Origin of the sequence: Turneriella parva DSM 21527 (assembly GCF_000266885.1) — a bacterium.
GTDB lineage: Bacteria > Spirochaetota > Leptospiria > Turneriellales > Turneriellaceae > Turneriella > Turneriella parva.
The window spans coordinates 626,560-649,975 of sequence record NC_018020.1 but is presented as its reverse complement, the minus strand read 5'-3'; the positions used below and the strand labels follow the sequence as shown (position 1 = coordinate 649,975).

26 protein-coding genes and 2 tRNA genes are annotated in these 23,416 nt (G+C 54.5%); 16 read left to right on the top strand and 12 right to left on the bottom strand.

Going from position 1 to position 23,416, the window contains the following annotated elements; genetic code table 11:
* Position 1 precedes the first annotated feature (1 nt).
* The 3 genes from TURPA_RS21335 to TURPA_RS03045 are packed head-to-tail and all read right to left on the bottom strand — an operon-like array spanning position 2 to position 3,396.
* Positions 2 to 1,699 carry a SpoIIE family protein phosphatase gene (locus TURPA_RS21335; RefSeq protein ID WP_014801811.1) on the bottom strand — a complete coding sequence of 566 codons (1,698 nt, stop codon included), beginning with the start codon at positions 1,697 to 1,699 and terminating at the stop codon, positions 2 to 4.
* A gap of 3 nt (positions 1,700 to 1,702) precedes the next feature.
* Positions 1,703 to 2,635 (bottom strand): ABC transporter substrate-binding protein, encoded by a 933-nt coding sequence (locus tag TURPA_RS03050; RefSeq protein WP_014801810.1) that lies wholly within the window; start codon positions 2,633 to 2,635, stop codon positions 1,703 to 1,705.
* A gap of 8 nt (positions 2,636 to 2,643) precedes the next feature.
* The gene (locus TURPA_RS03045) at positions 2,644 to 3,396 is read right to left on the bottom strand and encodes a PhnD/SsuA/transferrin family substrate-binding protein (protein WP_014801809.1); all 753 of its coding nucleotides are present in this window, start codon (positions 3,394 to 3,396) and stop codon (positions 2,644 to 2,646) included.
* Between the two features lie 149 nt (positions 3,397 to 3,545).
* Here TURPA_RS03045 and TURPA_RS23070 point away from each other — a divergent pair, with 149 nt between their 5' ends.
* The 3 genes from TURPA_RS23070 to TURPA_RS03030 are packed head-to-tail and all read left to right on the top strand — an operon-like array spanning position 3,546 to position 7,846.
* Complete coding sequence (locus TURPA_RS23070; RefSeq protein ID WP_014801808.1) at positions 3,546 to 3,749, top strand: heavy-metal-associated domain-containing protein; 204 nt, start codon at positions 3,546 to 3,548, stop codon at positions 3,747 to 3,749.
* 7 nt (positions 3,750 to 3,756) lie between these two features.
* The gene (locus TURPA_RS03035) at positions 3,757 to 5,946 is read left to right on the top strand and encodes a heavy metal translocating P-type ATPase (RefSeq protein WP_014801807.1); all 2,190 of its coding nucleotides are present in this window, start codon (positions 3,757 to 3,759) and stop codon (positions 5,944 to 5,946) included.
* 58 nt (positions 5,947 to 6,004) lie between these two features.
* Positions 6,005 to 7,846 carry an AMP-binding protein gene (locus TURPA_RS03030; protein ID WP_014801806.1) on the top strand — a complete coding sequence of 614 codons (1,842 nt, stop codon included), beginning with the start codon at positions 6,005 to 6,007 and terminating at the stop codon, positions 7,844 to 7,846.
* Here the strand turns inward: TURPA_RS03030 and TURPA_RS03025 are convergent.
* The 4 genes from TURPA_RS03025 to pyrE are packed head-to-tail and all read right to left on the bottom strand — an operon-like array spanning position 7,824 to position 10,158.
* The gene (locus TURPA_RS03025; protein WP_014801805.1) at positions 7,824 to 8,690 is read right to left on the bottom strand and encodes a DMT family transporter; all 867 of its coding nucleotides are present in this window, start codon (positions 8,688 to 8,690) and stop codon (positions 7,824 to 7,826) included. The genes TURPA_RS03030 and TURPA_RS03025 overlap by 23 nt on opposite strands.
* 1 nt (position 8,691) lies before the next feature.
* Positions 8,692 to 9,066 (bottom strand): hypothetical protein, encoded by a 375-nt coding sequence (locus TURPA_RS03020; protein WP_014801804.1) that lies wholly within the window; start codon positions 9,064 to 9,066, stop codon positions 8,692 to 8,694.
* Positions 9,059 to 9,568 (bottom strand): DUF4199 domain-containing protein, encoded by a 510-nt coding sequence (locus TURPA_RS03015; protein ID WP_014801803.1) that lies wholly within the window; start codon positions 9,566 to 9,568, stop codon positions 9,059 to 9,061. The genes TURPA_RS03020 and TURPA_RS03015 overlap by 8 nt, the downstream gene beginning before the upstream one ends.
* 2 nt (positions 9,569 to 9,570) lie before the next feature.
* The gene (gene pyrE, locus TURPA_RS03010) at positions 9,571 to 10,158 is read right to left on the bottom strand and encodes an orotate phosphoribosyltransferase (protein WP_014801802.1); all 588 of its coding nucleotides are present in this window, start codon (positions 10,156 to 10,158) and stop codon (positions 9,571 to 9,573) included.
* Positions 10,159 to 10,253: 95 nt separating this feature from the next.
* Here pyrE and TURPA_RS03005 point away from each other — a divergent pair, with 95 nt between their 5' ends.
* The 4 genes from TURPA_RS03005 to lysA all read left to right on the top strand — a co-directional run bounded on the left by TURPA_RS03005 (position 10,254) and on the right by lysA (position 12,890).
* Positions 10,254 to 10,667 (top strand): MamS/MamX family magnetosome protein, encoded by a 414-nt coding sequence (locus TURPA_RS03005; protein WP_014801801.1) that lies wholly within the window; start codon positions 10,254 to 10,256, stop codon positions 10,665 to 10,667.
* Between the two features lie 102 nt (positions 10,668 to 10,769).
* Positions 10,770 to 10,843 (top strand) — tRNA-Arg (locus TURPA_RS03000).
* 128 nt (positions 10,844 to 10,971) lie between these two features.
* Positions 10,972 to 11,562, top strand: a complete 591-nt coding sequence (locus TURPA_RS02995; protein WP_014801800.1) for a peroxiredoxin — start codon at positions 10,972 to 10,974, stop codon at positions 11,560 to 11,562.
* A gap of 50 nt (positions 11,563 to 11,612) precedes the next feature.
* The gene (gene lysA / locus TURPA_RS02990) at positions 11,613 to 12,890 is read left to right on the top strand and encodes a diaminopimelate decarboxylase (RefSeq protein ID WP_014801799.1); all 1,278 of its coding nucleotides are present in this window, start codon (positions 11,613 to 11,615) and stop codon (positions 12,888 to 12,890) included.
* Between the two features lie 55 nt (positions 12,891 to 12,945).
* On the opposite strand, the gene TURPA_RS02985 is transcribed toward lysA, so the two are convergent.
* From TURPA_RS02985 to folE, 3 genes are read right to left on the bottom strand one after another with little or no spacing between them, the layout of a single operon-like run.
* Complete coding sequence (locus TURPA_RS02985; RefSeq protein WP_014801798.1) at positions 12,946 to 13,629, bottom strand: hypothetical protein; 684 nt, start codon at positions 13,627 to 13,629, stop codon at positions 12,946 to 12,948.
* A gap of 2 nt (positions 13,630 to 13,631) precedes the next feature.
* The gene (locus TURPA_RS02980) at positions 13,632 to 14,642 is read right to left on the bottom strand and encodes a metallophosphoesterase family protein (RefSeq protein WP_014801797.1); all 1,011 of its coding nucleotides are present in this window, start codon (positions 14,640 to 14,642) and stop codon (positions 13,632 to 13,634) included.
* A gap of 13 nt (positions 14,643 to 14,655) precedes the next feature.
* Positions 14,656 to 15,201 carry a GTP cyclohydrolase I gene (gene folE / locus TURPA_RS02975; RefSeq protein ID WP_014801796.1) on the bottom strand — a complete coding sequence of 182 codons (546 nt, stop codon included), beginning with the start codon at positions 15,199 to 15,201 and terminating at the stop codon, positions 14,656 to 14,658.
* 153 nt (positions 15,202 to 15,354) lie between these two features.
* On the opposite strand from folE, the gene TURPA_RS02970 reads away from it, so the two are divergent.
* From TURPA_RS02970 to TURPA_RS02940, 7 genes are all read left to right on the top strand, one after another.
* Positions 15,355 to 15,426, top strand: a tRNA-Pro gene (locus tag TURPA_RS02970).
* 73 nt (positions 15,427 to 15,499) lie between these two features.
* On the top strand, positions 15,500 to 16,927 hold the full coding sequence (gene cysS / locus TURPA_RS02965) for a cysteine--tRNA ligase (RefSeq protein WP_014801795.1): 1,428 nt from the start codon (positions 15,500 to 15,502) through the stop codon (positions 16,925 to 16,927).
* A gap of 30 nt (positions 16,928 to 16,957) precedes the next feature.
* Positions 16,958 to 17,707 (top strand): TrmH family RNA methyltransferase, encoded by a 750-nt coding sequence (locus TURPA_RS02960; RefSeq protein ID WP_014801794.1) that lies wholly within the window; start codon positions 16,958 to 16,960, stop codon positions 17,705 to 17,707.
* Positions 17,708 to 17,750: 43 nt separating this feature from the next.
* A complete protein-coding gene (locus TURPA_RS02955) occupies positions 17,751 to 17,981 on the top strand; it encodes a hypothetical protein (protein ID WP_157210377.1) in 231 nt (76 codons plus the stop codon).
* Positions 17,982 to 17,987: 6 nt separating this feature from the next.
* A complete protein-coding gene (locus tag TURPA_RS02950; protein WP_014801792.1) occupies positions 17,988 to 19,163 on the top strand; it encodes a sensor histidine kinase in 1,176 nt (391 codons plus the stop codon).
* Positions 19,160 to 19,792, top strand: coding sequence for a response regulator transcription factor (locus TURPA_RS02945; RefSeq protein ID WP_014801791.1), 633 nt, complete (start codon positions 19,160 to 19,162; stop codon positions 19,790 to 19,792). The genes TURPA_RS02950 and TURPA_RS02945 overlap by 4 nt, the downstream gene beginning before the upstream one ends.
* 58 nt (positions 19,793 to 19,850) lie before the next feature.
* Positions 19,851 to 20,126 carry a hypothetical protein gene (locus TURPA_RS02940; protein WP_014801790.1) on the top strand — a complete coding sequence of 92 codons (276 nt, stop codon included), beginning with the start codon at positions 19,851 to 19,853 and terminating at the stop codon, positions 20,124 to 20,126.
* A 28-nt stretch (positions 20,127 to 20,154) separates the two neighbouring features.
* On the opposite strand, the gene folE2 is transcribed toward TURPA_RS02940, so the two are convergent.
* The gene (gene folE2 / locus TURPA_RS02935; RefSeq protein ID WP_014801789.1) at positions 20,155 to 20,982 is read right to left on the bottom strand and encodes a GTP cyclohydrolase FolE2; all 828 of its coding nucleotides are present in this window, start codon (positions 20,980 to 20,982) and stop codon (positions 20,155 to 20,157) included.
* Positions 20,983 to 21,134: 152 nt separating this feature from the next.
* Here folE2 and TURPA_RS21330 point away from each other — a divergent pair, with 152 nt between their 5' ends.
* The gene (locus TURPA_RS21330) at positions 21,135 to 22,307 is read left to right on the top strand and encodes a peptidoglycan DD-metalloendopeptidase family protein (RefSeq protein WP_014801788.1); all 1,173 of its coding nucleotides are present in this window, start codon (positions 21,135 to 21,137) and stop codon (positions 22,305 to 22,307) included.
* Here TURPA_RS21330 and TURPA_RS02925 read toward each other — a convergent pair whose 3' ends face one another.
* Positions 22,308 to 22,715 carry a hypothetical protein gene (locus TURPA_RS02925; RefSeq protein WP_014801787.1) on the bottom strand — a complete coding sequence of 136 codons (408 nt, stop codon included), beginning with the start codon at positions 22,713 to 22,715 and terminating at the stop codon, positions 22,308 to 22,310.
* A gap of 55 nt (positions 22,716 to 22,770) precedes the next feature.
* Between TURPA_RS02925 and TURPA_RS02920 the strand changes: the two genes are divergently transcribed.
* Positions 22,771 to 23,409, top strand: coding sequence for an AMMECR1 domain-containing protein (locus TURPA_RS02920; protein ID WP_014801786.1), 639 nt, complete (start codon positions 22,771 to 22,773; stop codon positions 23,407 to 23,409).
* The last annotated feature ends 7 nt before the right edge of the window (positions 23,410 to 23,416 follow it).

The window sequence follows — 23,416 nt, the reverse complement described above, 5'->3', positions numbered from 1 at the left end:
ATCAATGGAAGTGAATGCGCAGCAGCGAGAGGTCGTCGGTCAGCTGGCCCGAATCAACGATGCGGTTCAGAATTTCATTCAGATTGCCCTGCGTCGCCGTCACGTGGCGCAAAAACAGACCTTCATCTTCGTTGATCTCGGTATTGTTTTCCACACTGCCGAGAATGATGTCGTCGCGGCCGTCTGAGCCCGCGATCACGATGTCACCCGGCAGAAGTCTCGTTTGCCGCACGACCACCGTATCTTCGGGTATCTGAAAGCCGAGGCGCCTGAGACGAAATTCTGAATCGATGAATTCTGCCTGACCGCCGCGATAGTGCACGATGCGGGGGTGGTCGGCGTTAATGTGAAACATGTCGCCGGTTTCTTCATCGACCGCGCCCAGCACGAGCGAAGCATACGTGGCCCCGTCGAAACTCAAAAATACTTTGGATAGCTCAAGAAACGTCGCTTTGATCCATTCTGCGGGTGGCAGGCTCTTGACGTTCTCAGTCATGCGCGTGCGTTCAATAATCGACTGAAACACTGCGCCGAGTACCAGCGCGCCGCCTGCGCCCTGAATTGATTTGCCCATCGCGTCGCCGTTCATAAAAACTGTGAATTGGCTGCCCCTGAGCTCGATGCTATGGGCGATGCATATATCCCCGCCGATTTCGACTGTCCATTGCCTGAACGGAAACCGTTTCTTCTGGCGCACGACAAACTGCACGTTGACGTTCTTGTTGTTCGCAAGGTTGACCCGCAATGGTTCGACGAGCAGTGTTGTGAGGTAATAATCCGCGTCTTGCTGGTTCTTAAGCGCCTGTACCTGTTCGAGCGTCTCGCGCAGCTCTGCGGTCTGCTCTTTGACCATGTCTTCGAGGTGGTCTGCGTATTCCTGTATTTTTTCTTTGCCTTCGTTGACCTCGAACAGCATGCGCAGAATCGATGCCTGCATGCGCTCGACATCGGATATCAGCTGCCCGATCTCGTCTTTGTTGCCGGGCTCAATCTTCACTGCAAGATTTCCTGACGCGATCTGTTGAACGTCTTGCGCGAGGCGCGTGATCGGGCGCGCGAGGTGCAGCCCGGCGCGGTAGGCGGTGAAAAACGCGAGGGTCGTGAAAACGAGCGTGAGCAACAGCGAATAGAGCCAGAGATTGCGCACCGAGTTTTCGAGAAAATCGGTTGTGACGACGACGTAAAGGGTGGCGACAATCTCGCGGCTTTCTGTCTTCTCGGCGACTTCGGTGGGTGCAGCCGCGTGTATCAGGTGCATGCTTTCGATGACCCCCTCGCGCTTGAGCCGCCGCAGCACATTCTTGCCGCCGCGAAAAAGGTCGCCAGGGTGCATGGAACGCAGATCGCCGAACAGCGGATAATCGTTCTCATTGTTCGTCGCGATGATCGTGCCGCGGGCATTCACGATGACCAGCGCCCGTACTTCTTTTTGCCGCAAAGCAGCATCGCGCACCATACCCTGCAAAAAAGAAAAACTATTCTCTTGCAGGCTGTTGCGCGTCAGAATCGAAAAGTTACTGTTCAAAAGCTCAATGCGCTCTTCGAGCGATTTAATCAGCAGCTGTTCAGACTGGCTGATAAAGACATAAGAGAGCGCGGGCACGGCGATCATGAGCACGACTGCCATAGTCAGAAAAAACTTGTACCTGATCTTCAGGTTGCGGTAAAAGTTGCGTATTCGGTAAAAGCTATTCAGCACGTATTACTCTTCTTCGGGATAAACCTTGTCGGCATTGCCAAACAGGTCTTCGTTGAAATTATCGCCGAATATCTCGCGGCCAGTCTTCTTGTTAACAACAGTAAACGTGCCAATCGGCGCCTGAATACCGATTGCGGCCGGCGTCAGTTTGTCTTCGAGAATCTGCCGGGAAACCAGTGCGAGCTGCGACCCGAGGGTTTGGTAGTTGATAGATACCGAGAAGAGCGCGCCGGCTTTGACAAATGCTTCCGATGCACCCATCAGCGGTTTGCGCGTCAGCAGCGAAAACTCGAGCAGCTGGCCAAAGGCAGTCGATTCGTTGTAATAGAGTTTGAAGTCGGCGACCATCCAAAGCGCATTAAAGTTTTCAGGCTTTTCGGCTTCTAATCTTGAACCAACGGTATTTGGGTCTGCGAGTGGCACGCCCCACACACCTATTTTCAGGTTCTGGGCAGCGGCCGTTGCGTCGCGCACGATTTCAGCCGAAGCGTCGGGGTTGTAAGGCACGGCAATGGCCTTCAGGTCAGGGTAGAGCAGCCGAAACTGCGTAAGCCATGCCTGCGCGGGAATCTCCATCGACACACCCGCGACGTGCGCTTTTTTTAGCTGCGCATAGCGGCGGTGGTTCAATACCATACCAAATATGACCGGAGTCTTGCCGTCGAGTGAGGCGGCTGTCGTGGCGGCAATGCTGCCGAGCGCGATGATCATCGCGGGTTTGTGCCGTGCGACGAATGCCCTTACGGCTGCCTTATCAGGTTTGCCGTCGAGGTTAATGCGCTCAATCGAAGCCTGCGGATAACTTTCGGCGAAACCCTGCACGACCTGTTCAAACTGGCGTATGTCGCTGTCGGTGACAAATACATAGACGGGTTTAGTCGCCGCGTTTAGTACCATCGGCAGGCAGATTGCTAATGCGCGCAATAACGTATGCATACTCACTCCTATTGAAATCCCGTGATGCCCAGGTAGCGCAGAAAATCGGCACCTTCGCTGCTGAGCGTCAGCCGGCGAAATGCCTGGCGTAATTTTGCCGTGTCCTGTGCCTGCTGAAACTGTACCAACTTGGGGTATTGAATCGCAGGCAACCTGCGCAGCTCTTTCATCGACTCGAGCGCTGCGCCGTTGATCGACTTCAGTTTTTCAATGCTGTCTTGAGTCACAATCGCACCTTTCACCTGGCCGACCGCGAGAGCCATAAGGCCATCGATATCTTTCGAGACTGTGATCAATCGCACCTGCGAGGCATTGAGACCGAGCGGCTGCAAGAACTGTGCGCTGACAAAACTAAAGGTCGCGGCACCAAAAGAAGTCGTTGCTACCGCTTTGTTTTTCAGATCTGCCGCTTTGCCCACCGACTGATCGACCATAAAGACCTTGCGAAAAGCTTCTTCGCCGTTGCGATGCCCTGAAAGCAGCGCCCGCCATTGCATGTCTTTTGCGGCGGCGCTGTAATAATACGATGCGACGATTGCATAGTCGGGCTTCGCTCTGGCGACGGCGCGCTCAAAGTCGATGGCGTTGGCAAAAAGAGACACCTGCGCTTCGATGCCCTCTGCCGCCATAAAGCGCACGAGACTCACCCGCGCGGACTGCGTCTGGCCCGATTTGCTTTCTGGGTTAAAGACAAATATATCGAGCGAAAAGCCCGCAGTCAATGGCCAGGCGAAAATGATAGGTAAGAGGCGCCAGCGCATCTGCCTCCAGAGGGCATACGGGGCATATTTTGGAAAGACTTAAAAGCCACAACTGTGCATTACACCGGATAGCAGAAAAAAAATGTGAAGTACCCGCGAATTGACTGTAATATTCGGCAGTGCCGGGTGTCTGTTCGTAAGGGGGATATATGAAAGAAATAGAACTTAAAATTGAGGGCATGACCTGCGGGCACTGCGAGCGCACGGTCGAAGAGGTTATTCGCGATGCCGGCGCCACGGGCAAAGCCGACCGTGTGGCCGCCGTAGCGCACATCACCTATGACGAGAGCACCGACCAGCTGGCGAAAATCCGCGAGGCCATCGAAGAGAATGGCTACTCGGTGAAAAATTGAGGCCAATATGAGCCAGCAAAAGACGCTCGATATTTCGGGCATGACCTGCGCCAACTGCGCGCTGCGGATTGAGAAAGGTTTAAGCAAACTTCCCGGTGTGCAGTCGGCGACGGTCAACTTCGCGATGGAGACGGCTTCGGTCGAGTATGACGAGGCCGTCTGTGAATTGCCGCAGCTGATCGGTAAAGTCGAGCAGCTGGGCTACGGCGCGGCAGAACAAAAAGAAGAAGAAAGCGACCAGCGCGCCGCAGAACGCTACCGCGAGTACGTGCACACATTTCGCCTGTGGCTCGTCTCGGCATTTCTGTCGCTGCCATTGGCCTACACCATGGTCGCGCACCTTGGCATCTCTTTTTTGCCGATGCCCGCGATTCTTATGAACCCGTGGTTTCAGCTTGTGCTCGCCGCGCCGGTGCAGTTCATTATCGGTGCGCGCTTCTACGCCGGCGCCTGGCGTGCGCTTTTAGACAAGAGTGCCAATATGGATACTCTGGTCTCATTGGGCACGTCAGCCGCTTTCTTCTATAGCTTGTGGATGACCTTGCAGCACGGGGGACACGCGCAGCTTTACTATGAAACCAGCGCAGTCCTCATTACGCTGATTCTTTTGGGCAAGCTGCTCGAGGCGCGCGCGAAGGGTAAAACCTCTTCGGCGATCAGCAAGCTGATGCACCTGCAGGCGAAGAGCGCCTTCGTCGAACGCGACGGGGCAGTGCTCGAAGTACCGATCGAAAAGGTGCGCGTCGGTGATGTTGTGCGCGTGAAACCCGGTGAAATTATCCCGGTGGATGCCACTGTCATCGACGGAGCGTCTGCGGTAAACGAGGCCATGATCACGGGTGAAAGTATGCCCGTTGAGAAGAAGGCAGGTGATGCCGTTATCGGCGCCACCCTCAACCAACTCGGGTCACTGCGCATTCGCGCCGAAAAGGTCGGCAAAGATGCGACACTCGCGCGCATTGTGCGGGCAGTCAAAGAGGCGCAAGGTGCGCGCGCGCCGATACAGCGTTTTGCCGACCGTGTCTCCGCGGTTTTCACTCCGACTGTGCTGCTGGTTGCCGTTGCCACATTTGTCGCCTGGTACTTCATTGTCGATACCGGCAACTTTGCCCGGGCGCTCGAGAATGCTATTGCGGTGCTCGTAATTGCCTGCCCGTGTGCGCTCGGCCTCGCGACACCGACATCGATCATGGCGGGTTCGGGCCGTGCGGCCGAGGCGGGGGTTCTCTTTCGCAGCGGGGTGCACCTCGAGCATGCAGGTGGCGTGCAGATCATCGCACTCGACAAGACCGGCACGATTACCCGCGGCGAGCCCAAGGTGACGGCGATCGTCACTGGCGAAAACGAAGCGGAGTTTTTGGCTATGGCGGCGTCGGTCGAGCAGTTGAGCGAACACCCGCTGGCACAGGCAGTGGTTGCCGCCGCGAACGAGCGCAAGCTCACCCTCGCCGAAGTGCAGAACTTTCGTGTCTCGCCCGGTGGCGGTGTCGAGGCGATGTTCTCGGGCACGCCGGTGCTGATCGGCTCACCCCGCTTCATCGCCGAGCGTGGTCTTGATCTCGCCGCGTTCGCCGAAAAAACCGCCGCGCTCGAAGCTGAAGGCCAGACAGTCGTGGCAGTTGTCCGTAACGCGACGATTGCCGGACTCATCGCAATTGCCGACGAAATTCGCCCTGAAGCACGCGCCGTGATTGCTGAACTCAAAGAGCTCGGCGTCGAAACCGTGATGATCACCGGCGACAACGAGCGCACCGCGGCGGCGATTGCAGCGAAAGCCGGTATCGACCGCTATTACGCGGGCGTGAAGCCAGAAGGTAAGGCAGGCATCATTGCTGAGCTTAAAGCCGGCGATAGACATGTGGGAATGGTTGGGGATGGAATAAATGACGCCCCAGCTTTGGCCGCAGCAGACGTCGGTATCGCAATGGGCGGTGGTTCGGACATCGCGATCGAAACGGCCGATGTGGCGCTTCTGGGCAGCGATCTCAAGGGCCTGGTGCGCGCGGTTCGCATGTCGCGGCTCACGATGCGCAATATTCGGCAGAACCTGTTCTGGGCACTTGCCTATAACACCATCGGCATTCCGGTGGCGGCAGCGGGGTTTCTGGCGCCGTGGCTAGCGGGTGCCGCGATGGCGCTCAGTTCGGTATCGGTGACGCTCAATGCGTTGCGGTTGCAGCGGGTGAAGCTGCGCTAGCTGCATCGGCCAGCTTCGGCTTTACAGGCGAAGCTGGCCTAAGAATTGATTTCTCACCGTGCACGACCATTCTGTCTATCGAAAGTTCTGCGATTCTGCGCGCCGATTTCCCGCGAGTGTCTGCCTTACTGCCGAAGGTGAGAGTCTTAGCTATGCCGAAGTGCACCAGCGTGTGCTGTCGCTTGCTCGCTATCTGCAACACGAACTGCATGTATCGCAGCACGAGGCGATCATTGTGGTGGCCGATCAGAGTCGATGGTGGCTGATCGTCAGCCTGTCAATTCAGGCAATCGGCGCGGTTGAGTTTCCTGTTGAATCGGCTAAGCCCGCGAATGAAATAGCCGCGCTCGCCGAAAAAACGGGCAGCAAGGTGATCATCGTGCTCGATACGGCTGCCGCGGGCCAGCTGCTTTCGCTGCGCATCGTGCAGCGATCTTTGGCATTGATTGTGGCTTCGGGTACCGAGCCCAACGCAACCACCCTCGGCAACATATTCGAGTCAGGTGTGGGCAATCAAAGGCTATTGAGCGAACGTACAATTGCCGTTTCTGCCATCATCGCAACCTCGGGCACAACGGGCGTGGCCAAGCAAGTGCCGGTTTTACAGCGTTCGTTTTTGCATGCGATGCGTGTTATTCCGCGCGTACTGAAGCTGAGGCGCAGCGATGTTTTTCTCTCGTGTTTGCCCTCGTGGCACCTTTATGCCCGACTTGTCGAATACGTTGCCATTGCGACCGGCGGCTCGGTCGTCTACTCTTCAATACCGGCTCTGGCAGGTGCCCTTAAAACTTCGGGGGTAACGGTGTTTCCGAGCTTTCCCGAAATCTGGGAAGCTGTTTATCGGCAGATTATATCGCAGATCGAAAAAAGCAAAATGAGGATTATTCTGCGTTCTGCGATTCGCACTGTGATCAAAACTGACCGCATATTCGAGTACTGGTTCAGCCGCACCCGCTATGACAAACAGACACCTTCGATCTTTGCCATTGTCAAACTCGCATACCTCTTGCCTGTACGCTGGGTCTTGCAGCGCACGATTTTTCGTGCAATTCGCCGGCGTGTGAGCCCGACGCTTAGGTACGCCATCATGGGTGATGCCCCGCTGCCCCTGGTAGTCGACGAAACGCTCAGAGCGTTGGGGTTTCAGGTACTTGAAGGTTATGGTTCAACCGAACAATGTGTTACGGCGCTCAGAAGGCCGACGCGCAACTTTCCCGGTGCGGTCGGCAGGGTATTGCCCGGGGTGCACGTGACGATCGAAGCACTCGAAAATTCGGGTTCGGGTGCAGCGTTGCTCGGCGAGATCTGTGTGACCGGGCCCAACGTGTTCGCCGGTTATTTTGCCGACATGCAGGCATTGAAGAGTAATCCGCAGCCGCCACTGCAATACAAGACTGGCGATATCGGCTCGCTCGACTCGCGCGGTAACCTGGTAGTTGTCGGTCGCAAAATCAATGCGTTTCGTGTCGCGACCGGAGAGAGGGTGTTTCCTGAACTTGTCGAGAATGTCTTGCGCGGCAGCCGGTTCGTCGGTTGGGTTGTAGTTACCGAGAGCGGTGACAGAACACCGGTCGCGCTTGTGGTGCCCGATTTTCATGAGTTGTTGCAGTGGCTCGCGCAGCATTCGTATGCCCCGGCACTTGCCGAATATGCCGAAAGGCCTGAAAAGCACGGTGACTTCTGGTTGCCGCTTCTTGCGGGTGTTGCCAAGGGCCTCTACCAGAAAGAATTTGAGAGACTGCTCATCGACTCAGGTTTGTCTGCAGCGGCGCGGCCGACACGAATTCACGTGCTGCCCCGGCGCTTTCACCGCGGCGCCGAGTTGACACAGACATTGAAGCCCCGCCGCGAATTCATTCGCCGTGAGTTCAAGAGTGTTATTTTCGCGAAGCGAGAATAACACCGAGTACGACTATCGATCCGCCTATAAAGTGGAATGCATGCAGCGGGTGGCCCAAGACCCATGAGATGACGATCGCCGTCACGGGAATCAGGTTGATAAAAACCGAACCGCGGGCTGCACCGAGAAGTTCAATGCCCTTGTTCCAGCAGAGGTAGGCGACGCCGGTCGCCATAACGCCGAGAAAGACGACGGGCCACCAGAATTTCGCCTCACCCGCCCAGGCAAAACCGTCGAGCTGCAACAAAGCGGCAAAACCCTGCAGTGGCAGCGAGAGCAGCAGCACCGCGGGCGTGAATACCATGGTCGGCACGCGCTGTAAGACTTCGCGGCTCTTGATCGAATAGATTGCCCACACAAACGGAGCGCCGAGTAAAATCAGGTTGCCGGCGCCAAGTTGCAATCGGCCGAGATTCGCCGCGCTGCCTTCAAAGACGATAAACACGAGACCGAAGAAAGCGAGCGCAATGCCCACCCAGCGAATCGGCGAAATGATTTCTTTTTTCCAGAGGCGCGAAATGAAGGTTGTCATCGCGGGGTTGGCCGCAATAATCAGCGACCCCGTCGCGGGTTCTGACAGCGCCATGCCATAGGTAAAGAAGGTGTTGTACGCGCATATGCCGACGAGTGCGAGAAAGATCAAATCTCCCAGATTTTCACGGTTGAATGCGCGCCGGTAGTTGTGGCGCGCGATGAGCCATGGCGAAAGCAGAAGTACCGTGAGGGCAAAGCGCACGAAAATCACGACGAACGGCGGCGCCACCGACAGCGGGTATTTGATCACATGAAAAACGCCGCCCCAGAGCACGGCGCTGACGATCAGAAGCAGCCAGGCATTTTGCATGTCAGTTCAAGAGCGAGCGAATCTGGCTGGCGCGAAAGGTGTTTGAGGTGCCAAGCTGCTCATAGACCTGCAGAATCTTTTTGCCGTCAAATTCGATATTGTAATAGCCTTCGCCTATATGTTCGCGGTGCGAGTAGACGAAGCGAATGAATCCCTCGGCGAGTTGAACCGGGGGCGCTTCGTTCCAGAAATCGTCTAACCAGGTGGCAAGCGCCTGTAAATCTTTGGCCGCCACAGCAATTTCGCGGCTAAACTGTTCTTTGCCGGCACGCGTATAGCCTGCAATCAGTATCACTTTCTCTGCAGGGCCCGTGCTTTTTCGGTTTAGTGAAAAGAACTCATCATCACTATTACCGTAGAACCGCGCTTCAGCCATTCTTCACCGGGTTTCTGAATATTGCTGCTGCAATCGCCGACAGAATAGCTCCGCCCATCGCCATGTACAAGAACAGTAAAACATAAGTCGGGAAATCACCGTTGAAGCTCATGTCGAACTGGCGCATGCGCGACGCGATCAGGTCTGGCGAAAGTTTTGCCGTAACCAGACGGTCTTCGAAAAATTTACGATAGGTTGGGTAGAACTGGGGGTTGATCACGCGCTGGTAGAAAATCATGAACAGGGCAAAGGCTGCCGAATAAAACGCCGAATAGAAAAAGCCGAGACGAAACGCGGTCAGAAAATTATGGTCATCGCCCGAAACAGCACGAATCTGCACGATTGTCAGAAATATCGAACACCAGAAGATCACCGTCACGGTATGGCGCGAATAATCGCCGATGTCGTGACGCTCTGTATTGAAGCCGAGTGCATGGTTCACGAACACGCTGATAATCGTGAGAAGCAGCGCGTAGCCGAGGTTGCGAAACAGAATCTTCATCGTTAGCGCTCCTTAAATTCTTCGGCTGTGAAAACCGAAAGCAGGGTAACGCCGTTTTCGGCGAGCGCTGCGGCGCCGCCTTCGCCCCGGTCAAGTATGCACACCGCATGCTTGATCGCGAAACCCGCTTCGCGCATCGCCGCGAAGGCCTTGAGCGTAGAGCCTGCGGTCGTGATCACGTCGTCGACCATGACGCAGGGGGTAGCCGTGTCGATACCCTTGAGCATCTCAATCTTCTTGCCCGTGCCGTGGTCTTTGGCTTCTTTGCGCACAATCGCGGGTACGAGTTCAGGTTTGCCCGCGCCGGGTGCGTAGTCGACCGCTAGAACTGCTGAATAGATGATGGGGTCGGCCCCCATCGTGAGCCCCGCGGCGATGACCTTGCCCTGGTAGTGCTGCGCAATGATCTGCGAAACAATACGGCCGGCAAGGGCCAGGTATTTCGGCTGTAGCAGCGTCTGTTTCAGGTCGAAATAATACGGGCTCTTTTTGCCTGACGCCAGTGTGAACGGCTCGGCATGGTTTTCGCGATAAGAAAATTTGCGGATTGCTTCTTTTAACAGGGCTTTGTCGGCGGCCAGATCGCTCATCGCCGACACTAACGCGGGTTTAGACGCGGCGAAAAGACCATAATCGCTGCGCTGCGTTATGGTTGCTGTGCAGCCTGAACTACCGTAAATGGTATATGAAGAGAATATCGTTCTTGATTCTGCTGCTTACGCTACCTCTGCTCGCCGTGGGTAAGAAACTGAGTGTCAGCGGCAAGGTTGTCAGCGTCGAAGAAGACTATTGCGGCAAATCGATGGATTACGTCTTGCACGCGATGCTTTCGACCAAAGACAAAGGTGTTATCAATCTGCACCTTGCACCCAAATGGTATCTGCTGCAGCGCCAGATTGATATAAAAATCGGTTCTGAAATCGAGGCGAAGCTGCTCGTTCAGAGCGATGCAACCGCGCTGGTCGTACAGCTGAAGCTCAGCGGCAAGTCTTATGCCCTGCGTGACCCCAAAGGCCGCCCCTTATGGAAAGCCGAGCCCGGCAGCGAAGATCTTTTCAAAACAATCTGCAGCGCACCGAACAAGAACAGCGGCGGTTAATTTGCCACATCTGTTTTCATTGACCGCGTGTCTAAAAAACAGAAATTTATCTAAGCAATCGCGGCCATAGTTCGTCACATAGATGAGCTACAGCCGCCGAAAGCGGCTGTAGCTCATCTGGATAGAGTATTTGGCTTCGAACCAAAGGGTAGCAGGTTCGACTCCTGCCAGCCGCACACGAGCATTAGGTTACCGAAGGCGTAGCCTTCGGTAACCTAATGCGTTTACTTTTGTGGCCAAGAATCGTGAGATCAGCTATATTTTACGAAGTAAAATAAAAGACTAAGTATAATAAGGAGTTTCTATGTTAATGATTGGTAAGAAAGCCCCCGAGTTCAAGGCGACTGCGCTCGTAGGCAAAGATTTTAAAGATGTTTCACTCAGCGACTATAAGGGCAAATATGTTGTGCTCTTTTTCTATCCGCTCGACTTTACCTTCGTGTGCCCGACAGAGATTATTGCATTCTCTGACAAAGCGGCAGAGTTCGAAAAACTCGGTGCGCAGGTTATCGGCTGCTCGGTAGACAGCAAGTTCAGCCACCTGGCGTGGACCGAAGTGCCCCGTGACAAAGGCGGTATCGGCGAAATCAAATACCCGATTCTGGCAGACATCACAAAAGACATCGCGCGCAGCTATGGTGTGCTGATCGAAGAAGCTGGCATCGCACTGCGCGGTGTGTTCATCATCGATGGTAACGGCGTGCTGAAATCAGCGACTGTGAATAACAACAACGTTGGCCGTAACATCGACGAAGTTCTGCGCACAGTACAGGCAGACCAATTTGCCGAATCTCACCCAGGCGAAGTTTGCCCCGCAAACTGGACACCCGGTGCGTCTTCAATGAAAGCCGACACGAAGGGTTCAAAAGAATACTTCGCAAAAGTCGCGAAATAAACAATTCAATAGTTGGTTGCGGCGCTGCTGCAACCAACTATTGATACCACATGTTCTCATACCAAAATAATCAACTCATCTGGCATGGTCATGATACGGCCACACTGCTGGCGCGCGCTGCGAAAGAGCTGGCCGAAAAGCATCATTACACTGGTCCTTTTTGGGTCTACCAAGAGGCACTGCTCAGCGAGCGTGTTAAGCTGCTTGAGCAGGGGCTGCCGGGCTGTAAGTTCTACTTTTCTGTAAAGTCACAATCCAACTTGTCGCTGCTGTCGCTGATCGCGGCGCATGAACGTTTCGGCGCCGACGTCGTCTCGGGCGGCGAACTTTACCGCGCGCTCAAAGCCGGTTTCGCGCCTGGCAAGATCGTATTCGCGGGCGTTGGCAAGAGCGAGGCTGAAATTGCGGTGGGCCTTGACCTCGGCATTCGCAGCTTTCACGTCGAGAGCATCGCCGAGCTCAGCGACATCGCGCGCATTGCTGCTGAAAAATCAGTCGTGGGTTCGGTCAGTTTCAGGCTCAACCCCGACGTCGAGGTCGACACGCACCGCCACATTACCACAGGCAAAGAAGAAAACAAATTTGGGCTGAGCGAAGCAGATTTCGCCGAGGCGCTGAAGATCGTGAAAGCATCACCGTCTTTGCGGTTGGTGGGGCTGCAGGCGCACATCGGTTCACAGATTTTCGACGTCGGGCCCTACCTCAAAACTGCTGAATACCTCAGGCAGAAATTCAATATCGCCAGCGAAGCTCTCGGAGCCAAACCCGAGTACGTTTCATTGGGCGGTGGTTTTGGCGTCAATTACCAGCAGCTCGAAGGCAACGCTGTTAATTTTGACTTTGCTGCTCTGGCCAAGGCGGTGCAGGGCATATTTGCGAGCGAAACTGAAATACATTTCGAGCCAGGGCGTTTTATCTCGGCGCCGCTGGGCATTCTTGCGTCTCAAGTGCGGCATCTGAAGCAGCGCACCGGCAAAATAATTGCGATCATCGATGCGGCGATGAACGACCTGATTCGCCCAATGCTCTACGAGGCATACCATCCGATTCTGCCAGTGCAGCGCCGGGAGAAAAAACTGGTCTATGACATTGTCGGGCCTGTATGCGAATCAACCGATACTTTTGCGCACGCCCGTGAATTGACTGAACTTGCCGAAAAAGACTGGCTCGCGATTGGTTATGCCGGCGCCTACGGTTCGGTGATGAGCTCAACATTTAATTCGCGTCTACTTATACCAGAGGTGTTGCTGACAGAAAAGGGTGAAATCCGCATTATTCGCAAGCCGCAAACGCTCGAGCAGCTGCTGGCAAACGAAGTGGTAAATTAATTGCCTAAGCGTGAACTCGCGTTAACGTGTTCACGCTCGCGCACATAAGCCGGCTTTACCCCGGTTTATCAGACATGTTCAGATATTCCTGAATTTTTTCGAGCATCGAAGGCGGTATTTTAATATCCTGCTCTTTCAGTCGCGATATGTATTTATTAAAAGACATGCGGTGGCTCGACGAGCGCGTAAATTCGACGAGTGCCATTGTCAGGTGCTCTTCGATGCGCTTAAAGAGTTCTTTGTTGCCTGAAATTGCCTGCTCATATTTGCGTATGGGTAGCTTGTTGACACCGCGGCAGATGGTGCGGTAAAATACAAAACGCGCGAGAATGTCGTCGTCAAAGCCGGGTTCTTTAATCGCACGGTCGAGGCGGCGCAGGTTGATAAAATCGACGATCTGCAGTTTGAACGGGTTATGGCTGATTTCTTTCAGAATCGTTGCGAAAAAGAGCGATTCGTAAATGCGCAGCATCGGTGTGTTGTCGTAGCGGGCCTCTTCGTCATGGCCGCAGTCGAGATACATGACGATGTCGACGTCTGAATTTTCAACCGCCATGCCAAAGTTGACTGACCCGAGCAGGTCAAACGATATCTTTTCTCCCGTCGACTGAATGAGCCTTGCCGCGCGCGCCAGTTCGCGCGTGCGTTGCATAGTCTCTTTGGTCGTGAAATTTCTAAAGTAGTCTTTTAAACCCAGAAACTTGCGAAACGTCTCGTTTTCCGGGAAGGGGTTGCGCATGGTCAGAGCAAGAATTTTCCCATCGCGGCATATTCGTCGGCGTCGTTGACAGTCTCAGTGGCGCGATTCTTCTTGTCGATTTTGATATTGCAGATTTCGCGAATGTTGCCCGAGACCAGACGTTTCCAGGTGACTTCGCGCAGGTATTTCTGGCCATCGCCGTCAACCTGCAGCTGAAATGTAGCGAAATACCCACCGGGCTGCTTACCTTCCATCGCTTCGACGGCGCCAAAGTTCGATGGATTCAGAAAAAAAGTCGTGCCGAGCTTTAAGAGGCCATAGCTCTCATGCACATGGCCCGAGAGCACAAGGCGCGGCGCAACTTCGTCGATGGCTTCCCTGAGCCCATGAGAGCCGCAGTGGCCGTAACGCGGCAATTTGTCGAGTGTGCCATACGCGGGGTTGTGGAGTACGAAAATATCGGCCTTGGCTTCGGTGAGAAAATCACGCGGCTTGCTGATCATTTTCGCGCCGCTGCCCGCTTCTTCAAACGGCACCGCGAGCTCTTCGGGAATACCCGGAGTGAAAACCGGCGCGCTGCCATATCCGGCAAATTTTAGTCCATCAAATTCTGCTGTCTTCTGGTGCAGACTGTATTTGGCGACTGCGGTGCCGTCGAGCGAGATGTCGTAGTTGCCGGGAATAATAAAGCAGGTCTTCTGCGTCGCGACGACGGCCTTGTTCAGCGTTTCATATTTGCGGCGCAGCTCGAGGTGGGCCTCTGCGGCAAGTTCGCGGTATTCTTTGCTCTCGGCGGCAGAGAGCAGATCGACTTTTAATCCTCCTTTGAGGTCTTCGGCGAGGTGCAATGTCTTTGAGGGGGATATCCCCTTTTCTGAGAGTGCCTTGATTTTCTCTTGCAGCTCGATAAAGCGAAACAAATTTTCGTCGCTGCCGAAAGCATGGTAGGTGAGGTCACCCGAAAGAATATACAGGTCGGCAGAAGTCTGGTTCAGTACGCTGCTGACACCGGCGAAGTTGTCGTGAATGTCTGTGAGGTAAACAACGGTCATTTTTTCGTTTTACTTACCTCGCTCTGCCAGGGGGCTGCAGGTAACGCTCGAGCAGAGTGCCCATCGCGAATTCTGTGTCTGTCTCTGCTGTGTGGTCTGATGGGCCACGGCTGCACATGCACATGTGTCTACCCGTCGATTTCACGTAAACGCCACGGGCTTTGCCCGAGGTCATGATTTCTTCAGCGATCTCTTTCACCATATCTTCTTGAATCTGAAAGCGGCGTGAATATGCCTGCACCAATCGGGGAAACTTACCCAAGCCGATAATAATCTCACCGGGCTCGTACGTGATGTCAACCTTTCCGTAGAAAGGCAGAAAGTGGTGCGCGCAGATCGAAAAATAGTTGATGTCGCGCACGGTTACACTGCCGGTGAATTTTTCATTTTTGCCGATTTCGCGGGTAGTCTTGAGCAAGGTTGAGGGGTCGATCGAATAGCCGCTCAGCAGTTCTTGATAGGCCTTGCGTATGCGCGGCTCGGCCTCTGCATCGTCGAACCAATCGAGCGCCCGGACATCTTTGGTGATATTGGCAGCAAGCCAATCCTTTATCAGCATACGCCGCTATTGCTTGTTTAGATATAATGACAATGATAGCATGGATGGAACCCGCGTCAGCGGGTTCCATCCATGCTATCATAATGATTGACGCCATGTCAAAAAGCCCGTTTGCAAACGGCAGTCCGAAGCGTCAAAACTTCGGCTCTATCGCGGGCTGTGGCGCAGTGGTAGCGCACACGCCTGGGGGGCGTGGGGTCGCTGGTTCAAATCCAGTCAGCCCGAAGGTTTCTTAAGGGGGCGGCCTACGGCGTTTGCGGGCAAACGCCTTTGCCCCCTTAGCAACCCCCGCATTGTTATGCACATCCAGTTATTTAATACACTATCCAAGCAGAAAGAGACTGTCTCTTCGCGAGAAGTAAAGATTTACTCCTGCGGGCCGACGGTTTATAACTATGCACACATCGGTAATTTTCGCAGCTACCTGTTTGCCGACGTTCTGAACCGCACGCTGCGCCTGGCGGGTTACCAGGTTCAGCACGCGATGAACTTAACCGATGTCGACGACAAGACGATTAAAGGTGCAATTGCCCTCTCTGAAAAAGAACCGGGAAAATACGCCGATCTGAAGCAGGCGCTGGCGGCTTACACAGAGCCATACACAGAAGCTTTTTTTGCAGACCTCAAGACCCTCAATGTCTGCAAGTTTGATTTTCATCCGCGGGCGACCGATTATATACCGGCGATGCTCGATCTCGTCGATCGGTTGATTGCGCAAGGTGTCGCATACGAGCAAGACGGCTCGGTGTATTACCGTATCAGCGAGAAAAAAGATTACGGCAAACTTTCGCGCATCGATCTCGAAAAAAACAAGACCGGCACCCGCTACAATACCGACGAATACGACAAAGACGACGTGCGCGACTTTGTGCTCTGGAAAGCCGAGGGCAAAGAGGGGGTGCACTGGCACTCAAGTCACGGTGACGGCAGGCCCGGATGGCACCTGGAATGTTCGGCGATGATTCATGAAATCTTCAAAGGCGCAATCGACATCCACACCGGTGGGGTTGATCTGATTTTTCCGCACCACGAAAATGAAATTGCGCAGAGCGAGTCGGGTTATGGCGATGGATTCGTGAAGCACTGGGTGCACTGCGAGCACCTGTTGGTCGACAACAAGAAGATGTCGAAGTCAGCTGGCAATTTCTACACGCTGCGCGATCTGCTGGCTCAGGGCAGGCGGCCCGAAGTTATTCGCTATTTTTTACTCGCGGCGCATTACAGCCAGAAGGTGAATTATACAGCCGACGCTTTGCATCAGGCAGAAGCCGGGGTTGAGAAATTCTACGGCCTTTTAGCGCGGCTCGACCGGCTGCAAAAGATCGATGCGGCTGCCGATGCGACGCTTGCCGCGACGGCGAAAGAAGCGCGCGAGAAATTTATGGCAGAACTCGCCGACGACCTCAATACTCCCCGGGCGCTTGCAGTGGTGCTTGAATTCATTCGCGCCGCAAATACAAACATCGACGCAAAAAATGACCAGCTTTCGAGTGCAGATCTCGAGGTGATACGGCAGACGCTTACGTATTTTGACCAGGTTCTGGGTCTCATCGACCTGATGCCAAAGGCGCAGGTCGGCGACGACCTGCAGCAACTTCTCGCCGAGCGCAATGCGGCACGCGCGGCAAAAGATTTCAAACGTGCCGACGCACTGCGCGACCAGCTGCTCGCCGCCGGTTACAAGATACTGGATACCAAAAGTGGTTCTCATCTTGAAAAGGTCTAAGCGCATAACACTGCGCGGCGGAGCGGCGCGGTGTTAGTCATTGGCTTTCATGCAGTCAGCGATCTGATTGAAAAGACGGGCTTTGCAGCCGGCGATAAGCTTATTATTGCAAGGCAGGCGCACGACGGCCGCATGCAAAAGATCTTGGCAAAAGCCGAGCGGGCGAGCGTGCAGGTGATTCGCAAAGATTACGGCGCGCTGAATAGCATCGCCGGCACCAAGAACCACCAGGGTATTGTGCTCGAACGCGAGGGCGAAACCGACCTCAAAACTTTTACCAAACAGGATTTTGTCGAAGCAGTGGGTGGCATCTACCTCGCGCTCGACGGCGTGCAAGACCCGCAAAACCTCGGGGCCATTTGCCGCACGGCGCTGGGGCTGGGTGTGCATGGTATTTTTCTGCCGCAGAAAGACAGTGCGCCTGCCGGGCCAACGGCGATCAAGGCATCAGCAGGTGCACTGCTTGAAATACCCCTTTGTTTTACGGGCAGCATCGCCTCTCTGATGCAATACATCGACGACAAGCGGCCCGAGATTCCGCGCGTTGCACTGGACAAAACCGGTGAACTCTTTGCTGAGCGTGACGCGGCCGATCTAAACGGCACAAATGGCCCGGTGTTGCTGGTGGTTGGCTCTGAACATGGTATTAGCCGGCTCGCGCTCGAAAGGGCAACGCACCGCCGGCGGCTGCGCATCAGCGAACGGCTTGAAAGTTATAATGTTTCCGTTGCGACAGCGCTCGCGCTGTATGAGATAACACGCGCGGCGAAAATCGAATAGACAGCGCAGCGCACTCATTCACCGGCGGCAAGTAGACATGCGCATGCGACCGATTGTGGTGCTTCTCGTCTTTGGTTTTGTGGGGTGCTCGCCCAGGCGCGACCCGAATTCGTGTGCGGATGTAGGTGCCACGGGCGCCCGCATGCGCTGCGATGGCAACCGGCTCTTGTACTGCAATGCCGGCACTGGCTTTGCCTACCGTGCGACGAATGGCTGCGCCGCAGGCCAAACCTGCTATATCGGTGAAGACGAAAAAACCGGCGGCTGCAAGTAAACCTAAGTGCGCCGTTTCAACTACCAAACGATCAGCCGCATCTTGTGGCCTGACTATTCTGTTTCAAAGGCTGCGTCGACAATCAACCGCCGCTGGCTACAGAAGCAGGCGTTCGTGCTCAGCGTTGCATCGAGCGCGCTGACCCTAGTGGTTTTTCCGGTCTATCACATTTTAACGGTGCGCTTTGGCGAAACGGCGCTCGAAGGGCAGCCGCAGCGACTTATGGTGCTGCTGACGTCAAGTTTGTGCCTCGTATTGCTGCTCGGTTCAACGCGCATGCGCAGCCGGGCCGAGTGGTTTTCGTTTCTGAATCTGGTGGTATTGTTGCTCTGCCTGTCGATAGACATTGCCTTCAGTGCCCGGCAGCGCCGTTACACCACGATCGGTCTTTTGCCGCTCTTTGGCAGCACATTCATTTTTACCAACGTGCGCATTATGACGCTCGCCTATTTCTCGTCTGTCGCGATCTTTGTTTCGCTGACGCTCTTGAACGGCCGCGCCACTGAAATTATTCTGAACTATATCGCTGCCTATATGATCGCCTGGTGGATGGCTATTGTTCGCATACGCAGCCTTTATCGCATCAGCCATGACCAGGCGCTGCTCTACCAACGTAAAATTTCTGATGAAAAGGTTAAACTGGCGCGCGATCTGCACGATTCGCTCGGCGGCGATCTAATGCAGTTATCGCTTCAACTTCGTGGCGACACGCCGCGCGAACAGATGCTTGAACTGGCGCAGTCGGTAATCGCCCGTACCCGAACGCTCGTTACCGCACTCGAGCCCAGAAGCGAAATTGAACGCTTCGGAGTCTATGCAAAAAGCTACGCCGAGAGGCTCAACCAAACGGGCAAGATTTCGGTTACGGTTGTAAAGCACAACCCGTGGCCCGATCTGCGCCTCGACGATAACATCAATTTGCAGGCGATCTTTTCAGAGTGGATGACAAATATCCTGAAGTATTCGCTCGCAAAAGAAGTCACAATCGCCCTCACGACACGGCGGGAGTATTGCTACCTGACCATTCGTGACAACGGCATCGGTTTTCGCTGGCCCGGCGATCGCCGCGGGTCGGGCCTCAGAAACATTTACCTCAGGGCACAGCTTATCGGCGCAAAAGTCTTTTCAAGGCGAGCGCGAAATGGTACTGTATTCTTCGTCAAATTCAGGAGCAAACAATGATCGATGTCATTATTATTGAAGATAACCACAACGTGCAAGATGCCCTGGCCACGCTGCTCAAAAAAACCGGGGATTACAAGCTGCTCGCAGCCTATTTCGATTTACAGTCGGCGCGCGCTGAAAAAAATACATTCAAACCGGTGCTGATTATTCTCGATCTTGCGCTGCCCGATTCGCGCGGGCCTGAAGCCATTACGGTGCTCCGCGAAATGTATCCTGAGGCGCGCATTGCGATGTATACCGCCTATGAGAACGAGAGCGACATTATCGCCTGCGTTATGGCAGGCGCCAATGGTTATATCATGAAAGACACCCCGTATGAACGCCTGCTCAGCGAATTGCAGGTGATTTGCCAGGGTGGGTCGACCCTCACCCCGCGAGTCGCCGAAAAGATCTTGAAGCAGCTGAACACCCCGAAGCTCGCCGAAACGACTCTGACCGGCAGAGAGCTTGAAGTGCTGAACCTCATTTCGCTCGGCCTGAAATACGAAGATATCGCAGAAGAACTGGGTATCAGCGCACATACTGTACGCCATCACATAGAGAAAATTTATAAAAAAATGAATGTCAACAGCCGTGGGCAGGCAGTGGCGCACGCCGTCAGAGCTGGCATCATTCAACTCAAATAATTCGCGGGTCTTTTTTATTTCTTGCCGCTCTGCCTGTGCCGGGTCAGGGTGTCCGACTATGAAAATGAAACTGATCATTGCAGTAACCCTGCTCGCGCTTTCGGCCGGCGCGTGCAAAATGAAAGGCCAGATCGACAAAGCAGACCTCAAAGAATCGAGCTCTGGTGGCGATTGCAAAGACCTCGACGCGAGCAGCGCGCGCATGCGTTGCAACAACAACGCGGTCGAGTTCTGCTCTTCGTACAGCGACTATAAGTTCAAAGAAACGCAGAAGTGCCCAGAAGGCAAAACCTGCTTTATCGCACCCGACGGCAAGTCAGGCGGCTGCAAATAGCAAAAATAAACGGGGGCAATGCCCCCGTTTATTTTTGCTTCTCTATCAATGCGTAGGCCGAATGGTTGTGAATCGATTCGAAGTTTTCGGCTTCGGCGATGTAGTGGCTGATGCGGTCGTCTAGGTTTAGACGATGCGCCACGTCGCGCACGAGGTCTTCGACAAATTTCGGGTTTTCGTAAGCCTTCTCAGTCACGTATTTTTCGTCGGGGCGCTTGAGCAACCCGTAGAGCTCGCATGACGCACTCTCTTCTGCGATGCGAATAATATCTTCGATCCACAGGGTATTATGGCCTTCGGCAAATTCGCTGAGCCGCGCCGTGATGGTGATGTGGCTGCGCTGGTTGTGCGCGCCGTATTGCGAAATTTCTTTTGAGCAGGGGCAAAGGCTTGTGACGGGCACGGCAACTTTGATCTGCAGGTCGGTGATACCTTCTTCACACTTGCCGATGAAGGTCACGTCATAATCCATAAGGCTTTGAACTCCGCTTACTGGCGCAGTTTTATTGACGAAGTACGTAAAACGCATTTCGATCTGGCCTGCACGCGACTCGAGGCGCTCGAGCATTTCGGGTAACAATGCCTTAAACGCAGGCACATCGAGGTGTTTTTTTCGCTCGAGAATTTCAACGAAACGCGACATGTGCGTGCCCTTGAAGTGCTGCGGCAAATAGACGTACATGTTCAATTCGGCAACGGTTGTCTGCGTATCGCCCGTTTTGTCGCGAATCTGAATCGGGTAACGAATACTCTTGATGCCTACCTTGTCGATTGCGATGCGGCGGGTGTCGGCGCTCGATTGCACGTCGACCAAGGGCGCTGTGGCGCCGGTGGCCACAGTTTGCACAGAACTCATGGTCAAATTGTACTAAAACCGGCACCAAGCAGCCATAAAGTTTTGAATTTGTCCAAGCTTGCTCGCGTCATTTCGCCTTTTTGGGCGTCGCAGTCGCCAAAAGAGGCGAATATAACTGATTGACCCGCCAACCTCACAGCGAAGAGGGCGTTATGCGATTCGTGGTGAATGCTGGGTTGGTTATTGTCACATGCGGTGCGTTGGCGGCGCTCGAACTCGAAGACCTTCGAAAACAATCGCAGACGAAAACCGGTCAGGTGCTCGACGAGAGCAACAAAAAGCGCGAGAAGTTGCTCGCGCGCTTTGCAGAATTTCAAAAAGACCTTGAGCAGCTGAAACCGGGCATGGGCATTCAGATGCCGATCGAGGCGCGTAGCGCGGCGAAGATGAGGCTCGTCGACCACAACGAGCTGACCGGAATTCCCGAAGCAAAGAAGGTATATGCGATTGTGACGAGCCAGTATAAGCTCAAGACCTGGCATTCAGAAAGCGACTCGCAGAACCTCGACACGGTGAAACCTGGCGATAAGGTCGAGGTGGTCTTGATGATCAACACGAGAGACGCGAACGCTCCGAAGTTTGGCTGGGTGATGGTGCGCACTGCATCGGGCAGCGAAGGTTATATACCGCAGATGTATCTGAAAAATATTCCCGAGCAGGCAGTGCCGTCGACAGCGAAAAAAGAAAAGAAATACGTCTACATCACGACCGGCCTGCGCATGCGCAGTGAGCCTTCGCTTGCGGGTGAATTTATTGCTCTGGTGCCGGCAGATGCCGAAGTGGATGTGCTGCGCTATTCAAAAGCAAAAGACACCGTCGACGGCCTCAAAGACTTCTGGGCCGAAATCGATTATGGCGGCAGAACGGGCTGGGTGTTTAACGGCTACCTGCGCGCTGTCGGGCAGAAACCGCCGCCAGAGCCGCCGTCAGTGAACGCCGGTGGGTTCACTGTGCCCGTCGATGGCCGTGTCAGTTCAAAGTTCGGCCCGCGTATCGACCCGGTGACGAAAAAGAGCGGAGACTTTCACCGCGGTATTGATATCATGGCGCCTGTCGGCGAGCCGATAAAAGCGGCGAAAGAGGGAGTGGTATTTGAGAACTCCTCAAATAAATGGTGGGGCCATTACATCATTGTGCAGCATTCAGGTAACGTGTTCACCTATTATTGCCACCAGTCGCGCACTAAGTCGCGTAAGGGGCAGCAGGTAAAGACGGGTGAGGTGATCGGTTATGTCGGCAAGACCGGCAAGGCCACCGGGCCGCATCTGCATTTCGAAGTGCGTTCAGGCAAAGACCCGAAAGATCCGCTGAATTATCTGAAATGATCAGCGCTGCGATCGTGCCGCAAACAAACCATCGTGGTAGAGATCGATCAGCGCGCGGTAGCACTTGTCGCCAGCCGATAGTTCTGCGCGCCTCGCGGCATCTGAACCTGTTTCAAGCGCGTCGATGCGGTTCAGAAGTTCGTCGTTCAGCTCTTTCAGATCGCGGCGTTTCGCGAGCAGACTCGGGCGCGGTTCGAGCGCGCAGCAGCGCGTGTCTTTGACTTTCTGATCATACGCGACGAGCCATGCGATCGCAGCGCGGCGGGAAGTGTCGTGGCTCACGGTATCTGTACGTGCGAGGCAACTTTCGATCTGCCCTTCTGTTATCTGGCGCGAAGTGCAGCCCACCGCCAGATTCATGAGGATATAGAAACGTAACGCAGCGGGCGCCGTGAGAAAATGCAGCACGCAATCGCCTCATGTTTTGGCTCGACCGCGGCAAGCATTCGTTTGGTTGTACTGCATGCTATGGCGCCATAAGGGTCTTATCCTTGTTCTTTGCCTCGCAGGCACAGGGGGCATCGCGGCTGAAACCCCCGAGAACATGCGCGCGGCGCTCGAATCGGTTTCTGAACGCGTTGTCGCCGCGATGCTTGCGGGTGACCCAATTATAGAAGATGCGCCGGCGCGTGCCTTGTTGAAAACGCAGCCGAGCCGCAAGGGCATGTTCGTTTCTATCTTTGATAAGAAAACCCGCCGTCTCAGGGGTTGCATGGGCTCACTCGTGGCGCAGCGGGCGAACCTCTATGACGAAGTCACGCACTGGACGACGATGGCGCTCATGCACGATACGCGCACGGCTCGGCCACGGAAAAACGCCGAGTACCTTGTCATCATTTCATTTGTCGATCACATCGAACCGGTCGTGAATGTATACGAAATTAACGCGATTCAGCACGGTATTCTGGTGCGCCAGCGGGGCCGCGAAGAGCTGGTGCTACCCGGTGAAGCCTTTACGACTGCCTACGCACTGAAAATGATCTCGCAGAAACTGCAGAACAGCGCCGAAGCCGAGGGCAGTGAATATTTCAGAATTCACGCCGAAAGGTTCGGCAAAGCGATCGCGCTTTTTAAAAAATTTGACGGTGGATACGGTGGCTAATAAGTGT

What these genes read in the sequence shown, in the direction of transcription:
- TURPA_RS03025 (WP_014801805.1), bottom strand. Translation starts at nt 8,690, where the DNA reads ATGCAAAATGCCTGGCTGCTTCTGATCGTCAGCGCCGTGCTCTGGGGC.
- TURPA_RS02995 (WP_014801800.1), top strand. Translation starts at nt 10,972, where the DNA reads ATGTTAATGATTGGTAAGAAAGCCCCCGAGTTCAAGGCGACTGCGCTC.
- TURPA_RS21330 (WP_014801788.1), top strand. Translation starts at nt 21,135, where the DNA reads ATGCGATTCGTGGTGAATGCTGGGTTGGTTATTGTCACATGCGGTGCG.
- TURPA_RS03020 (WP_014801804.1), bottom strand. Translation starts at nt 9,066, where the DNA reads ATGGCTGAAGCGCGGTTCTACGGTAATAGTGATGATGAGTTCTTTTCA.
- TURPA_RS23070 (WP_014801808.1), top strand. Translation starts at nt 3,546, where the DNA reads ATGAAAGAAATAGAACTTAAAATTGAGGGCATGACCTGCGGGCACTGC.
- TURPA_RS02955 (WP_157210377.1), top strand. Translation starts at nt 17,751, where the DNA reads ATGCGACCGATTGTGGTGCTTCTCGTCTTTGGTTTTGTGGGGTGCTCG.
- TURPA_RS02945 (WP_014801791.1), top strand. Translation starts at nt 19,160, where the DNA reads ATGATCGATGTCATTATTATTGAAGATAACCACAACGTGCAAGATGCC.
- cysS (WP_014801795.1), top strand. Translation starts at nt 15,500, where the DNA reads ATGCACATCCAGTTATTTAATACACTATCCAAGCAGAAAGAGACTGTC.
- TURPA_RS03045 (WP_014801809.1), bottom strand. Translation starts at nt 3,396, where the DNA reads ATGCGCTGGCGCCTCTTACCTATCATTTTCGCCTGGCCATTGACTGCG.
- TURPA_RS03005 (WP_014801801.1), top strand. Translation starts at nt 10,254, where the DNA reads ATGAAGAGAATATCGTTCTTGATTCTGCTGCTTACGCTACCTCTGCTC.
- TURPA_RS02920 (WP_014801786.1), top strand. Translation starts at nt 22,771, where the DNA reads ATGCTATGGCGCCATAAGGGTCTTATCCTTGTTCTTTGCCTCGCAGGC.
- TURPA_RS02940 (WP_014801790.1), top strand. Translation starts at nt 19,851, where the DNA reads ATGAAAATGAAACTGATCATTGCAGTAACCCTGCTCGCGCTTTCGGCC.
- TURPA_RS03015 (WP_014801803.1), bottom strand. Translation starts at nt 9,568, where the DNA reads ATGAAGATTCTGTTTCGCAACCTCGGCTACGCGCTGCTTCTCACGATT.
- TURPA_RS02985 (WP_014801798.1), bottom strand. Translation starts at nt 13,629, where the DNA reads ATGCGCAACCCCTTCCCGGAAAACGAGACGTTTCGCAAGTTTCTGGGT.
- lysA (WP_014801799.1), top strand. Translation starts at nt 11,613, where the DNA reads ATGTTCTCATACCAAAATAATCAACTCATCTGGCATGGTCATGATACG.
- TURPA_RS03050 (WP_014801810.1), bottom strand. Translation starts at nt 2,635, where the DNA reads ATGCATACGTTATTGCGCGCATTAGCAATCTGCCTGCCGATGGTACTA.
- folE (WP_014801796.1), bottom strand. Translation starts at nt 15,201, where the DNA reads ATGCTGATAAAGGATTGGCTTGCTGCCAATATCACCAAAGATGTCCGG.
- folE2 (WP_014801789.1), bottom strand. Translation starts at nt 20,982, where the DNA reads ATGAGTTCTGTGCAAACTGTGGCCACCGGCGCCACAGCGCCCTTGGTC.
- TURPA_RS03035 (WP_014801807.1), top strand. Translation starts at nt 3,757, where the DNA reads ATGAGCCAGCAAAAGACGCTCGATATTTCGGGCATGACCTGCGCCAAC.
- pyrE (WP_014801802.1), bottom strand. Translation starts at nt 10,158, where the DNA reads ATGAGCGATCTGGCCGCCGACAAAGCCCTGTTAAAAGAAGCAATCCGC.
- TURPA_RS02980 (WP_014801797.1), bottom strand. Translation starts at nt 14,642, where the DNA reads ATGACCGTTGTTTACCTCACAGACATTCACGACAACTTCGCCGGTGTC.